We start from the raw sequence: 13,447 nt of genomic DNA on the forward strand, positions 1-13,447 counted from the left end.
GGTTGTTCTCCGTCACTTTTGAACACTAGCCGTGTTCCGATAGCCCGCGTGGCTATCGAAACGAGGTTCACCCCGCGCCGATTGGCGCATCGACGGCAGCATCGCTGGGTCCATTTTCTTTCTACCCTGACGGGGCATGTTCCCCGTCAGGGGCGCACTCCGTCTCAAGTCCGGAGTGTGCTCATGTTTGGTCTCTATCCTGCTGGTGTCCGTTGGACCCAGACCTTTACCGCGTCGACCGACGCGAAATCGCTGCAGAAGCTTCTCGTCGAACACGGCGGATGCACGGCGGCACTTTTCCATCAACCATTCGGTGTCCAGCGCGGCGCCGTCATCGCGCAACGCGATGGCCTGTTTGTGATGACCCATGTGGTCGAAGCCGACGAGGCTGAGATTGTCGTTACACCGGGCGTCGAGCTGCAGAACCTGCTGTGGTCGTTCGACTCGGGGTACTCGGGTCAATGGTCCGGTCGCGAGCTGCAGATTCTCACGGGTTGTTCCGATTGGGATTCGGTGCTCAAGCAGACGTCGGACGCGTTCCGTCGCCTCTGTGGAATGGTGGAGGCAGCGGTTGCCGGCACGTTGAGCAAGCCGGTTTCCCGGCCTGAGCCGACGCTCTCCGTCGAAGACGACGAAATCCCGTTCTTCTTTCCCGATGAATATTCGCAGCCCATCTCGCTTTCGGAGATCCAGTCATGCGACCTCTGAGACTGCTGCTTGAAGGGTTCACGGGCGTCCGGGACGGGATGAAGCGCGACAGCGTGGAACTCGATCTGGAGTCGTTGCCCAATGGGTTGATCGCGTTAACGGGGCCGAACGGCGCCGGCAAGACGACGATCATGGACAACCTGCATCCGTACCGGATCATGCCCTCGCGCGCGTCGAAGCTGTCCGTTGATGCGTTCTCGTACTGGGATCACATCTGCGGCGTGCAGGCGCGCAAGGAGTTCGAATGGGGGCACGACGGCCTGCGCTATCGGTCGACCTTCGCGTTTCGCAAGCCGGGCAAGACGGGCAAGGCGGACTATTTCCTGTTCTATCGCTCGATGGACGGGGAGTGGCGGCCGGTATCGCTTCCGGACGGCACGGTGTCGGATGGTAAGAGCGAAACCTACGATCGATGTGTTGAGGCGATCTGTGGCTCGCTTGAATCGTTCTTCACGAGCGTGTTCTCGGCGCAGAACCGTCGACCGCTCGCGTCCTACGGTGCGACCGAGATCAAGGGGCTCCTCGCGGAGCTGCTGAAGATCGATCACCTACGTGCGTTGTCGACGAAGGCTGTTGATGTCGCGAAAGCACTCGCCCGGCATCTCGTTGTGGTGCAGCAGGATCTCACCACGTTCTCTGGCAAGCGTGAGCGTGTCGAAGAGGCGCGCAAGGCCATCGCGACAGATGCAGCTGATATCGCCGCCGCACGGGACAAGCGTACGACCGCGCAAGCGGAGATTGCCACGCTGACGCAACAGCACGCCGTGCTTGTTGCCAAGCAAGGCGAGAACGTTGGCGCGGCCGCGCGCTTGGGTGAACTCGGCGCGCGGCGCGGTGAACTGCAGGTATCGCTTCAGACGTTGGAGCGGGACAAGCAGGCCGAAGAGAAGCGCTTCATGCAACGCGCAGCGGCGCTGCGCGAGACCATCGCCGGCCACACAGCTGTCGTTCGGCAAGCCGAGCTGATCCGCGGTGCCGCGGCTGCCCGTGACGAAGCCCTGCTTTGTCTCGGAAAGGCCGAAGCACTGGTCCAGCCTCTACAGCAGGCGATAGACGAGCTTGATGCGAAGCGGTTGCGCGCGGCGACTGTCGAGTCGACGCTCTCCGGGTTGGAATCGGAGGGCACGACAAAGGCAGCCCTGATTCGGAATCTGACCGAGCAATCGTCGGTGATCGGATCGGTGCCGTGCGCAGGGCTGGATATCCATGCGACATGCCCGCTGCTCGCGCAAGCGAGGAGTGCCGCGCATCAAGTGGACGTTCAAGCCGTCTCGCTGAAGGATCTTCGGACGCGCTATCGACAACACAAGTCGGAGCTGCACCAACTTGCGCCGTCTGTCGCAACGCTGTCGGTGAAGCGTACTGAGCTTCAGCGTGTGAACGCTGAAGTCTCGGCCGCACGTCAGGCGCTTCAGCGTGCGACCGAGCTTGCTGCCCGGAAGCCCTTGCTGGACGCTGCCGAGGCGGGGCTGACGAAGGCCCATGCCGAACTGGAATCGCTCGATGTAGAGCGCAGCGAGGCGATCGCCCGTCGGGAGACGGAGTCGACGCGCCTTACCGGGCTGTTGCGTGAGGTCGAAGCGGAGGTGTCGCGCCTGGCGGCGGTCGACGTGACGCAAGCGATTGCGGACGTCGATGGTCAGTTGGTCGCCCGTCGCGATCTTTGCACGGGACTGGATGCGCGGATCGAAGCATTGATCCGGAGCCAGGCGACGCGCGAAGCGACGATTGCCGTTCTCGAGCGCGAGCTGGAGGGGTTTTCGGCGACGCAAGCGCTTGCAGAGCGCATCTCCGACGAGATCGCGAAGTGGAAGCTGCTCGCGAAAGGGCTGGGGAACGACGGCGTGATCGCCTTGACGATCGATGACGCAGGCCCGGAATTGACGCAGACGGTGAATGACCTGCTGCTCGCGTGCTACGGCACGCGGTTCACGGTCGAGATCCAGACGCAGCGCACGTTGGCCAACGGTGAAACGCGCGAGGGCTTCGAAATCCTCGTGCACGACGCCGAAAGCGACAGCAGCAAGGCAGTCGGTGTGATGTCGGGTGGTCAGAAGGTGTGGATCAACGAATGCCTGACACGTGGCGTCGCCCTGTATATCGCGGGCAACGCGGATCAGCCGTACGAGACGCTCTTCAGCGACGAGTCCGATGGACCGCTCGATCCTGATCGCAAGGTGCAGTTCATGCGGATGAAGCGCGAGGTTCTGCGTCAGGGAGGGTATGCGCGGGAGTTTTTCATCTCGCAAACACCAGACCTGATTGCCGAGGCGGACGCCGTCATCGACGTGGCCGCACTCGCGAGGTAGTGCAGCACACATTTTTAACCCTGGTGGGGAACGTTCCCCACAGGGGCGTTCCTCGCCTTTTTTCTTTCCGAGGAACGCTATGAAACTGAAGTCCAAATCGGCTGCGCTGGTTCGAAGCCTGACGGTCTCGATCCGTCCGAAGCCCATTCGCATGGGTACGGAGCATGTCTACGAGCTGAACGGCTCGCGTCTGCGTGACGTGCTCGTCAACGGGCGCTGGGTAACGGTGGCGGCTACGGCCGTCGTCCCATCCTGATCCGTCGACGGAGGAACGCTCGATGAACGATTTGACGAATCTGGAGATGCTGTTGATTGCGATGCATGGTGGCGGCGAGCCGCCGGCGTCTGCGTACCGCTACGCAGTGGTCGCGCAGGCCGCCGCCGAAAGGCGGCAGCCCGTGAGAACGGACGCGGTCATCTGCAAGGATGGCCAAGTCCACACCTTTCCGGCGGGGCATCCGAAGCCCTGCATCTGAACCCCTGAACGTCGGCCCCATTCTAGAAAGAGAGCGGGGCCGCTTTTTTTGAGACCCCTGAATGCCACTTTTGAATATTGATCTGGCGCATCTCGCGTCGGACATCTTGCCGGAAGGTGCTCGCGAATCGTTTCACGCGATGTCAGTTCGGGCGCGTTTGGCCACCCTCTCCATTGTTTCGGAGGGGACGGGCAACACGTCGGTGCGCGATGTTGCACTGCACGCGCTGTCGGTGATTGACATGCCCGCGTACGTGGGGATTTCGGCGATCCGGACTGCGCTTCAAGCCAGCAGCGCGCTTCTGGGCAGTCCCGTCGATCGATTTGGCTTTCTCGTCGCAGTCGCCAGTTCGACTGTCCCGCAGAAGGAAGGATATGCCGAGTACACCAAGTGGCCGCGGAAGGAGTGCGATCGCTGGCTCCTGACCGTAACCGCACGTGATGTGGCGAAAGCACTGGCGAGCCGCTAGCTCACTCACCAGTTCGCGTCGATGACGCATCTGAAGGTCATGCTCAGGAAACGTGAGCGAGACCGATCCTTTACCTATGGAGATCATCGTGAAGAAGCAAATCGGTTGGGCGGTTCTGGTGGCATGGGTGTGCTGTTGTGTATCGATCGCCCTTACCGGGCGTGCGCACGCCCAACCCGTGCCACAGGTCGAAGTTGCGTTCTCGCCTGACGGCGGAGCTGAGAGTCTCGTGCTTCGCACGATTAGCTCTGCCCGTCAGTCGATCCGACTGCTGGCCTACTCGTTCACCGCGCCCGCGGTAACGCGCGCGCTCATCACCGCAAAGCGTCGCGGCGTTGATGTTGCGGTCCTGTCGACGCGTGCAGCAACTTCGACGAGGACCGTAGCGGCCGCGCTCGCGCTGCTCTTGGCGCGCTCGCATACGCCGGTATTCCGGTTCGCGTCGTGAGCGTCTTTCCGGCTCAACACTCGAAGTACGTCGTTGTCGACGGCGCGACCGTCGAGACCGGAAGCTATAACTACTCGCAACAGGCGCCGCGGTACAACGCCGAGAACGTTGTCGTGTTGCGCGGTGACACCCGTGTCGCGGAGGCGTACCTGAAAAACTGGGAGGCGGTGTCGGCGCGCGGCGAGTTGTATCGCGCGCCCTGATTGTTCATTCCCCTCAACCCACGCGGGATCAGCTCCCGTGTGGGGCTGTTCCTGCGCTACTGGAGCAGTACATGTTCTCTGAAATTCTGGTGAAGATCGAGTCGGCTATCGATGCGCTTGTCGCGTTGGTTCGACAGGGATACACACTATCGAACGCGATGAGCGGCGGTAAGGACTTGACCGGTACGGCGATCCTCATGCTGGAGGCGGTGCGCCGCGCCGGCGGCGACGCGTCGCGTGAGCACTTCGTGACGAGCGCGGACACGACGATCGAGAATCCGAGCATGCACTGGCACCTCCAGGCCATGCTCGACGAGATTCGGGACGCCTATATGGATGCCGCGACGCCGGTATCGGTGCACGTCGCAAAGCCGTCCCTGTCGTCCCAGTTTGTTGTCGCGACGATCGGCTGCGGGACGCTTCCCCGCACCCCGGAGAACGGGGTGAAGAACGGAAAGCGGATACGAGCCTGTGCCGCGGACTGGAAGGTCGACCCGCAGAACCGGTTCCGGGTCTCGCTCGAGCGTTCGACGGCCGCCGGTGGCAGTGGCGAAGTCGTTACCGTACTCGGCAACAGGTTCGGTGAAAGCGGCAGTCGCGCAACGGCCATGACGGCACGCAACGAGAATGCGTTGAGACCCGTCCGGAACGCGGACGGATTTCTCACATTTTCGCCGATCGCCGAGTGGTCCACCGACTGCGTATGGACGATGCTCTCACTTTTCGCAGACGATTCAGGTCGCCCGTTTCCGTCGCCCGTCTCTAGCGAGTCGATTCGGCGCCTGTCCGATCTATACCGTGCTGGAAACGAGGGGACGTGCGGGGTATTTCTCGGCGAGGGGGCGCGCGCGCCGCGTGTGGATCTCGATTCGGCTGCGCATTCTGTGTCTGGCGAACGCGATCGCTCGATGGAGTCGATGGTGAAGGAGACGGGCCACCAGCATCTGGAAGGGCTGAATCGCTTCCGGAACTATCTGGTCGCGGTGCAATGGGATCTTGGTCGCCGCGAACTCGTCGGCAGGAGGCTCAGCGAGGCCGGGTACTTGGCAGTCAGGGCGGATGTCTTGTCGTACCTGGAACGGGTCCGGTTGCTGCAGTACCTGCTGATGCTCGACGTGCTCGAGGCCGAGCGCGCCGAGCAGCATGAGGGCACATTGGCTGCTGGCGAGATACCTGACACGCCGGAAAACCGAGCGCTCTGCGACGTGCAGTTCGAGATGATCACGCCGGCGCAGCTGGTGGCGATCGATTTTTATCTTTCAATGCATCACTATGCACCGCACGCATTTCCAGCACTGTCGGTGTGGTTCGCGTGCGTCGCCTCGGTCGTCGCTTCCATGTCCCGGTCCCGACCCACTGCCGAAGGTCGATATCCCACACCACGGGTGGTTCTTCGTCGGCGCGTACGATGCCGACGTGCCCACGGATGGACTTCGCGACTATGCAGCTGAACAGTGGAATCGCGATCGCCATCCGGACCGGGCGAATCGTTATGCACGCACCAAGTCGCGCGAACAGATCGTCTATTTTGAAGAGAGTGACCAGCTCGAAGTGGACAGCGAGGCTGCTTGCGCTTTCGTGACCTGTAGCTTCGACTCTGCCTGGTACGTGAAGGCCCAGCAACACACCGGGATGGAGTCGGCCCGATTCTGTTTAAACGAAGGCATTTTGAAGCTGCCGGGCGGCATGGCCGGCAGGTATCACGAAATGGCGAAGCGCGGGCGGTACTTTGCCCATCTCGCCGAGCGACACAACCTGACGCCGGCGGAGCTAGATCGGTTCCTTGTCGACAGGGCGATTTCGAACTCTGAGCACCTCACGATGCTGAACCTGGCGCCTGTAGACCTGTTCTCACAGGCTGCCTGACGGACGGCGAACTTGCGTAAAGCCCGGCACTTCACGTGTCGGGCTTTTTTGCTTCGCTATCCGCGATTCAGGCCATAAGTGGCAGGTTGTCATTGGTACACGCGCTGATGGTAGTGAAAGTTCCAGCGATGACTTCGGTGCCGTGATGATCTGGGTTTGGATTAATAGCGGTTATGCGTAGCCGCAAAGCATGGCGAGTGAAAAAGAGCGAGCCGGCGAGATGTGCTCGATGAATAAAAAGGCTGGCCGGTGATCCGGCCAGCAAAACGGTTCTGGCGATCCGAGGTTGATATGTGCCAGAACCGTAGGCACAGGATGGCGCGAGTGAGCCGATATTCGGGGGCCGGCCAAGATCGTTGTCGATCAGCTGCTGCGGAGAGGTTTTGCTCCACTGCGCCAGGGAATTCTCTCTCCTGGATGGCAGCGCACACTCGATATATCCACCGGCCAACCACACCCACGCGTTCGAGGGCAACCCTAGACAGTCTGGACGAAAATGGGTGTTAATGTTTCGGCAATAATTTGCGGAAACGGTAGGTTGGCGTGCGGCGCAAGCAATACTCGGCGGGGCAGAGCGTGACGGCGCTCAAGTAGGCTGAGTTGTTCACCCGCTGAATCGTGCCGTGCCGGGGTTCATCAACTCAAATCGCGTTCTACCGCACCGTCTGCTGATGGCCCTACCAGTCAGTGCCGGGCTGAAGGCTGTCCCTCGCCTCCATAGCGCGCCAACCAGTATCGCGAAGCGGTCAGGCGCAGCGCATCTTGCCGCCGCTGCAAGTCGACTTCTCCTTGCTCGCTGAGTTCGTGCATCGCTTGCAACACATAGCGTCGATCCTCGTCACGCATTTCGGCGTGTAGCGCGAAGCGGGCAATAGCAGTCAATTTGGTGAAGTGCGCCGTGAGGCGCTCGAACGATTCCAGCGCACTTTGCACTGCACTTTCCAGTACAGCGATATCGCGGGGAAGCATTGCGTCGCGCGCATTGTGCGCCGTAGAGAATTTGTCATCGGTTGTCACGTTTGGCCTGCCCTCTACTTGGGGTTAAGCCCGCACCAACCGAGACGAAAGAATGGGGTGGGCGGGCACGATAACGAGGTTGGCAGACCGGCTTGGAAACCACGCACCGGCAGGCCCCGAAAGGCCTCCCCGCCACGGCCCGCCCGTAAACAGGCGTGCAGAAGCTGACGCACGACCTGCCGGGGCAGGCGTGCGGGTTTCCAAGTTGGCGGGCTGCCAAGCCCACACTACCGCTGTTTTGGTAGCCCACAGACTCTAGCATGACCTCCGCGCGACGTACAGTCGCTTCGTCCGATGAAAAGGGGGCGACGTTGCTGTTGTGGACGATCTTACCGGATGCCCCCTTATCCACCGCTAACCTAGCGGTCATGCGCGGGAAAGTCGGGTTCCGTGTCTGTATGGAGACTTGCCGCGGACAGTTGAGTCTGAGCGCTGGCGACTAGAACGAGGCCTGCCAACGCGGCGGGTGGGCGAACAAGGCGAAGGATTCGTTGCCGACTTCAGTGAGGAGCTGAACGGGGGCTTTTACACCGACCCCCCATACGCTGATCAGGGCCGGCCAAAGTGCGCGAGCAGGCACACGCTTCTCGGGATATAGAGATCGTCCGGAAGTCACGTCGCGTTGTGGGTTTGCGCTGATGGATCGAGGGTCGCGCGAATCCGGATCACTGTGCGTTGGCTTGTGAGGCCCAGCGCGTGCGTGACGTCGTCGTTGCTCTTGCCAACGAGCAACAGGCGGCGGGCGAAGGTGTTGCGTAGCGTGCGCGGGCTCATATCGGGAACGCGAATATCGACCGCGACCAGCTCGTCCCGTACGATCCGGCCGAGCATCTCGTCCGTCATTGGGCCTCCGGCGCGGGGCGATGGAAAGAGGAGTGGACTGTCGGTGGTCGCAGAGAGGTTTCGCCACCGCGCCAGCGCCGGCTCCGCGAATTCGTCGATGTTGATCCGACGTGCTTCGCGCGGACCGCGTTTCGGTATACGGAGGTGCGGCCGAGTTGGCGACAGGTCGAGGTCGGCGGCGGCCGCCTGCCGGATTTCCTGCGCGGTGATGCCGGTCGACAGCAAAAGGCCAACGATCGCGCGGTTGCGCAACGCGCGATCGTCGAGCCCGTCGATGGATCGGATCGAGGCCTGCAGTCGATGGTCGTCGTCCTCGATGAGGTAGATGGGAATCGGCTCATCCTCCGGCCACGTCTGCGTCAAGGTATAGACCGCGGCAGGATTCGTTTTCCGCACACCGATGTCGACCAGGTGTCGACCGAGCCGATCGAGGAGCTTCTGGTACCGCAGACGTGTGGTGGTGCCGGGTTTGCACCGGCGATCGAGATCGGCGAAGAACGATTCGAGGTGGTCGGGCCCGAAGGTGGCCAGCGACCGCCGCGCGGCGGTCAGGTGGCGCATGAAGCGCTCGAACATGGCTTCATGCTGGACTATCGATCGTGGGGAGAATGCGCGCCGATCGGCGCCTGCCGCTTCGGTGCGTTGCCACTGCTTGTAAGCGTCGGTCGGTGCCGACAGCCAGAGAGTCGGTTCGTCCATTTGACCTTATATACTGAATATTGGCCACCCCAAAGATAACGCGAATCTCCGATTCGCGTCCTTTGCCAACAGACGGGAAGGGTGGTCCTGTCCCGTCATTCGGACGACTTTCTGCGCACTACGTGCGCTCGAATAGCCGCCGCGTCGGCGGCCATTCGGCGTGGATTGCGCCACATCTCCGTACACGAAAGAACGCCCTTGTCGGTAGGTCATGAAACTGCAGGCGCTCAGTTCGGAACAGCAGCTGTCAACAGCCGCTCCCGGACACAGAGGTAGACGATCGGCAGCGGTGTGGCCGCCAAATTCCAGTCGACGAGGCCGCTGAAGTCGACACCGGGCAACGTTGCCGGGCTGATCCGGACGAGGGCATCGACGACTGCCGCCGCATTCCTGCTCTGGAACGCAAGATCCGAAAAGGCTTGTTCGTCGATTTCGAGCAGGACGGACCAGCTCAGGGCGCTCGCCAGTCCAGCCTTCAGATAGCGATCTGCGATCGATGTTGCGATACGGCGCAGGTCTTCCGTGGCGCGCTCTAGCGCGTGCTCAAAAAGCACGGGATCGATTCCCGGGGCAGCCGTCGCAACGGAATCTGGGTTTTCCATAGGGGGAGCGGTGTAAGGGTCACCGGCGGGCGCCTTCAGAGACACCCGCCGCGTTTAGGTACTGTAAATATATCCAGCGTCGTGGCGCAGTTCAAGCCCGGGTGGTGGCGGGCGCGATCTCAAATTGCACGCGGTCCTTGCCTGCGATCCAGGCCGGCGGACGGCCGCGTCCGCTCCACATGGCGCCGGTCTCGGGATCCCGGTACTTGGCCTGACGCCGTTGCCCCTTCTGCGTTCGACTGGCTCCGAAGATTTCCCGCACGGAAATATCGAAATCACCGACGAGACGTCGGACTTCTGCGAGCGCGGAATTTCGTTCGTCGACTTTTGCAGCGTTGATCTGAGCGTCGAGGGCATCACGTCGTGCGAGCAGAGCTTGATAAGTAGACATCGTTTCTCCTGAGTGGATTACGTAATAGGCATAAACCACGTTATCTGCTCTAGGGGGAGGTCAAGTATTCGCTAGCGCAGCACGCGGCGACGCTCATTTAGTCGACGTCACCACCAGAATCAATTGATCACAATCCAGGCACCAATAACGACACAATGCAATCAATTGTTTCTAGGAGTTGCATTATCGGAGAGCGAATCACAAGTTGAATTCGACGTTTGATACTCGAATCAAACGCTTCCTAAAATTGGTGATCGATGAATAGTCATTGCTATAGTGAGCCGAATGTGCTGAGAAGGCCGGCTGTGCGGACTCAACGCACCTCTCGCGTTCCGGCCTGCGTCTTCCGCGATCGCGGTTTGAATATTTATCGGGCGGTCCGCATGTACGATTTATGTCGGGGCTGCCCGTTAATCAATCGACGTCCTTGACATTCATTCACACTTGCGCCGACATCGTGCTATGGAGTTGCGGTAATGTCATGACGGCTTTCGCCCCGCTCATCGTCACATGTCTGATTCCAGGAGGAAAGGTCATGACAGATTTTTTCGCCCTCGCAAAACGAGTAATATCGCCGCGAGCAGTATCAGACGCTATCCGAGAGCGATGAAATATAATTGAAAGGCTACCAATGAACGTGCAGAACCTTGCTGCCGCGTTGCGCGGCGGCTTGAGTGAGCAGGATCGGTTGCTGAAGCTCGATACCCCGCTCAGGCCGAATACCCTGGTGGTGCAACGGGCCGTCGGTCGGGCGACGATCGGCCGCGACTACATCTTCACGCTTGACGTGGTGTCGTCTGACAGCACGATCGAATTGAAGAAGCTCATCGCGCAGCCCGTGACCCTCTGGATCCAGCAGGCAAGCGGCGGATATCGCCCGATCCACGGCTATGTCTATACCGCGCGTAGGCTGGGCGCCGACGGCGGTCTCACGACATACCAGATCACGCTACACGCGTGGATGCACGTGCTTAACTTCCGGCGCGACCAGCGGATCTGGATCGACAAGTCGGTCGAGGACATCGTGTCCGACGTGCTGAACCAGCATCCGGAGGCGCGTGGCCGGTTCCGCTTCATGCTGTCACAACCATTGGCGAACCGCTCGTACACGCGTCAGAGCGAAACCGACTGGAACTTCGTGCATCGCCTGCTCGAGAACGAGGGGCTCTACAGCTATTGGGACCAGGCCGACGACGGCAAGTCGCACGCCCTGGTGATCACGGACAAGCTGGACGCGCTCCCGGCGCTGTCGCCGAAAACGGTGCTGTTCTATCGATCGGGCACGCAAAGCGAGGTCGACGCGCTCACGCAGTGGTCCGGGACGCGCTCGCTGCAAAGCGTTGCGCTGACCACTCGGACCTTCGACTACAAGAATCCGTCCGCTCGTTCAAATCCAAAGGGCACGTCGGTGCCTGCCGCCGGAAACCAGGGCGCATTGCCGAGCCAGCTGGGAGTCTACGAATACACCGGCGCGTACACGTATCTGGAGCAGCAGCGAGGCGACAGGCTGTCCCGCATCCGCATGGAGGAATGGGAGTCGCACGCGAAGCGGTTCCACGGAGTTGGCGGGGTCCGTGGGCTCGATGCCGGCCGGCGTTTCGAGCTGGGCGATCACCCGGCGCACGACGGCGATAGCGTCGAACAGCGCGAGTTCGCGACGATCGCCGTGTCGTGGTGGATCGAGAACAACCTGCCTGTCACCCCCGCGTCGAATTTCCCGCACAGCCTGCACCGGGACTTGGCCGAGGCGCGTGCGAGCAGATCGGATAGCGCATCGTTCGAGGTGCCGCACGCCGACGGGTGCGTCGGCTACTTTCTCGTCGAAGTCGAAGCCCAGCGCGTGACCGTGCCATACCGTAGTCCGTTCGAGCATGAAAAGCCGAAGATGCACCTGGAGACGGCACTCGTCGTCGGGCCGTCGGGCGAGGAGGTGCACACCGACGAACTGAACCGGATCCGCATCCAGTTCGTCTGGGATCGCGTGAACCCGGGCGATCAGGGGGCATCGTGCTGGGTGCGCGTCGTACAGGCGGACACCGGTGGCGGCTATGGGAGCGTGCACATTCCGCGAATCGGCGAAGAAGTGCTTGTCGATCACGTCGGCGGCGATTGCGACCGGCCGCTCGTCATGGGCCGTGTGTATAACGGCGCGGCCAAGCCGCAATGGCACAGCGATGGAATTCTGTCGGGCTATCGATCGAAAGAATATTCGGGCGCCGGATTCAACCAGCTCGTGATGGACGATGCCACCGGGCAAAGCCGTGCCCAGCTGATGAGCAGTGCCGGCAACAGCATCCTGCACCTGGGCTATCTGATCAACCAGCAGGGCAACACGCGCGGTGCATACCTTGGCACAGGCTTCGACCTGCGCACGGATGCGTATGGTGCGGTGCGCGCGACGAGTGGCCTCTATGTGACCACGCATCCGAAATCGGCGACGAGCCAGCCGCTCGACGTGCGCGAGACGCAACAGCAACTCGTCAACGCGGAGGGCTTGCTCGAATCGATGTCAGAGCTTGCCGAGCAGCACCAGGCGGACTCGCTCAAGCCCGGCCACGACGCCATGCGCACGTTCACCGACGCGACCCAGAGCAGCGTATCCGGTGAGGCGTCGGGCGGGCGTACCGCGGGCGGGGGCACGGGGTGGGCGAACGCGTTCAAGGAGCCGGTGATGCTGTTCGGCAGTCCGGCTGGGATCGGCCTGTCGACGCAGCAATCTGCTCACTTGATCGCGGATATGCACGTGAACCTGGTGAGCGGGCAGAGCACGCACATCGCCGCCGGCAAGTCGTTGATCGCCAGCATCGCGGACAAGATCAGCCTGTTCGTTCAGAACGCGGGTATGAAGCTCTTCGCCGCGAAAGGGAAGGTCGAGATTCAGGCTCACAAAGCCGACATCGAGATCGTGGCGCAGAAGTCGGTCAAGGTGCTGTCGGCAACGGACAAGATTGAGGTTGCGGCAGAGAAGGAAGTCCTGCTGACGTCAGGTGGAGCCTACATCCGTCTGAAGGGTGGTGACATCGAGATCCATGCACCCGGCAAAATCGAGGTGAAGGGCGCTCAGCACAGCTTCAGCGGGCCGACGAGTCAGGCCTACGCGATGCCGCAGTTCAAGCCGTCGTATCAAGCGCAATACATCCTGAAGAGTCAGGTCGATGGTTCGCCGATGATGCAGCACGCATATGAGCTCAAGCTGCCGTCCGGGCGCACGGTACTCGGTCATACGAATGATCTGGGCGAGACGATCCCCGTGTTCACGCCATCAGCGCAGACCGTCAACCTGCGCGCGCTTGAACAGGAGAAGGTTGAAACCGAACCGTGGAAATTTGCGGGCGGCGGACAGCCCGACATTTATTCCGATTATGTGAAAGAAGGCGACGCGAACAGCCGCGCGTAAGCCTTCGTCGACGCAAGGA

At 61.4% G+C, this 13,447-nt stretch carries 14 protein-coding genes; 10 read left to right on the forward strand and 4 right to left on the reverse strand.

What is annotated here, in order from left to right:
* Positions 1-183: 183 nt before the first annotated feature.
* The 9 genes from SB786_RS31825 (at position 184) to SB786_RS31865 (ending at position 6,479) form a co-directional block, all read left to right on the forward strand.
* Positions 184-708 carry a hypothetical protein gene (locus SB786_RS31825; RefSeq protein WP_229083837.1) on the forward strand — a complete coding sequence of 175 codons (525 nt, stop codon included), beginning with the start codon at positions 184-186 and terminating at the stop codon, positions 706-708.
* Complete coding sequence (locus SB786_RS31830; protein WP_410730928.1) at positions 696-3,017, forward strand: SMC family ATPase; 2,322 nt, start codon at positions 696-698, stop codon at positions 3,015-3,017. Before SB786_RS31825 ends, SB786_RS31830 begins: the two co-directional genes overlap by 13 nt.
* Before the next feature lie 79 nt (positions 3,018-3,096).
* The gene (locus SB786_RS31835; protein ID WP_176091199.1) at positions 3,097-3,273 is read left to right on the forward strand and encodes a hypothetical protein; all 177 of its coding nucleotides are present in this window, start codon (positions 3,097-3,099) and stop codon (positions 3,271-3,273) included.
* Between the two features lie 22 nt (positions 3,274-3,295).
* Positions 3,296-3,493, forward strand: coding sequence for a hypothetical protein (locus SB786_RS31840; RefSeq protein ID WP_410730929.1), 198 nt, complete (start codon positions 3,296-3,298; stop codon positions 3,491-3,493).
* A gap of 61 nt (positions 3,494-3,554) precedes the next feature.
* Positions 3,555-3,962, forward strand: coding sequence for a hypothetical protein (locus SB786_RS31845; RefSeq protein ID WP_410730930.1), 408 nt, complete (start codon positions 3,555-3,557; stop codon positions 3,960-3,962).
* Between the two features lie 76 nt (positions 3,963-4,038).
* Entirely contained in the window at positions 4,039-4,410 is a 372-nt protein-coding gene (locus SB786_RS31850; protein ID WP_410730931.1) for a phospholipase D-like domain-containing protein, read from the forward strand.
* Complete coding sequence (locus SB786_RS31855) at positions 4,407-4,613, forward strand: phospholipase D-like domain-containing protein (protein WP_410730932.1); 207 nt, start codon at positions 4,407-4,409, stop codon at positions 4,611-4,613. The genes SB786_RS31850 and SB786_RS31855 overlap by 4 nt, the downstream gene beginning before the upstream one ends.
* A gap of 71 nt (positions 4,614-4,684) precedes the next feature.
* Positions 4,685-6,064 carry a hypothetical protein gene (locus SB786_RS31860; protein ID WP_410730933.1) on the forward strand — a complete coding sequence of 460 codons (1,380 nt, stop codon included), beginning with the start codon at positions 4,685-4,687 and terminating at the stop codon, positions 6,062-6,064.
* Entirely contained in the window at positions 6,030-6,479 is a 450-nt protein-coding gene (locus SB786_RS31865; RefSeq protein WP_410730934.1) for a hypothetical protein, read from the forward strand. Before SB786_RS31860 ends, SB786_RS31865 begins: the two co-directional genes overlap by 35 nt.
* Before the next feature lie 684 nt (positions 6,480-7,163).
* On the opposite strand, the gene SB786_RS31870 is transcribed toward SB786_RS31865, so the two are convergent.
* The 4 genes from SB786_RS31870 to SB786_RS31885 all read right to left on the reverse strand — a co-directional run bounded on the left by SB786_RS31870 (position 7,164) and on the right by SB786_RS31885 (position 10,031).
* A complete protein-coding gene (locus SB786_RS31870; protein ID WP_410730935.1) occupies positions 7,164-7,496 on the reverse strand; it encodes a hypothetical protein in 333 nt (110 codons plus the stop codon).
* A 612-nt stretch (positions 7,497-8,108) separates the two neighbouring features.
* On the reverse strand, positions 8,109-9,038 hold the full coding sequence (locus tag SB786_RS31875; RefSeq protein ID WP_410730936.1) for a tyrosine-type recombinase/integrase: 930 nt from the start codon (positions 9,036-9,038) through the stop codon (positions 8,109-8,111).
* A 227-nt stretch (positions 9,039-9,265) separates the two neighbouring features.
* On the reverse strand, positions 9,266-9,640 hold the full coding sequence (locus SB786_RS31880; RefSeq protein ID WP_410730937.1) for a DUF2471 family protein: 375 nt from the start codon (positions 9,638-9,640) through the stop codon (positions 9,266-9,268).
* 91 nt (positions 9,641-9,731) lie between these two features.
* Complete coding sequence (locus SB786_RS31885; protein ID WP_410730938.1) at positions 9,732-10,031, reverse strand: H-NS family nucleoid-associated regulatory protein; 300 nt, start codon at positions 10,029-10,031, stop codon at positions 9,732-9,734.
* A gap of 631 nt (positions 10,032-10,662) precedes the next feature.
* Here SB786_RS31885 and SB786_RS31890 point away from each other — a divergent pair.
* Entirely contained in the window at positions 10,663-13,428 is a 2,766-nt protein-coding gene (locus SB786_RS31890; protein WP_410730939.1) for a type VI secretion system Vgr family protein, read from the forward strand.
* Positions 13,429-13,447: the final 19 nt, after the last annotated feature.

Origin of the sequence: Burkholderia sp. SIMBA_062, from assembly GCF_046534765.1 — a bacterium.
GTDB lineage: Bacteria > Pseudomonadota > Gammaproteobacteria > Burkholderiales > Burkholderiaceae > Burkholderia > Burkholderia ambifaria.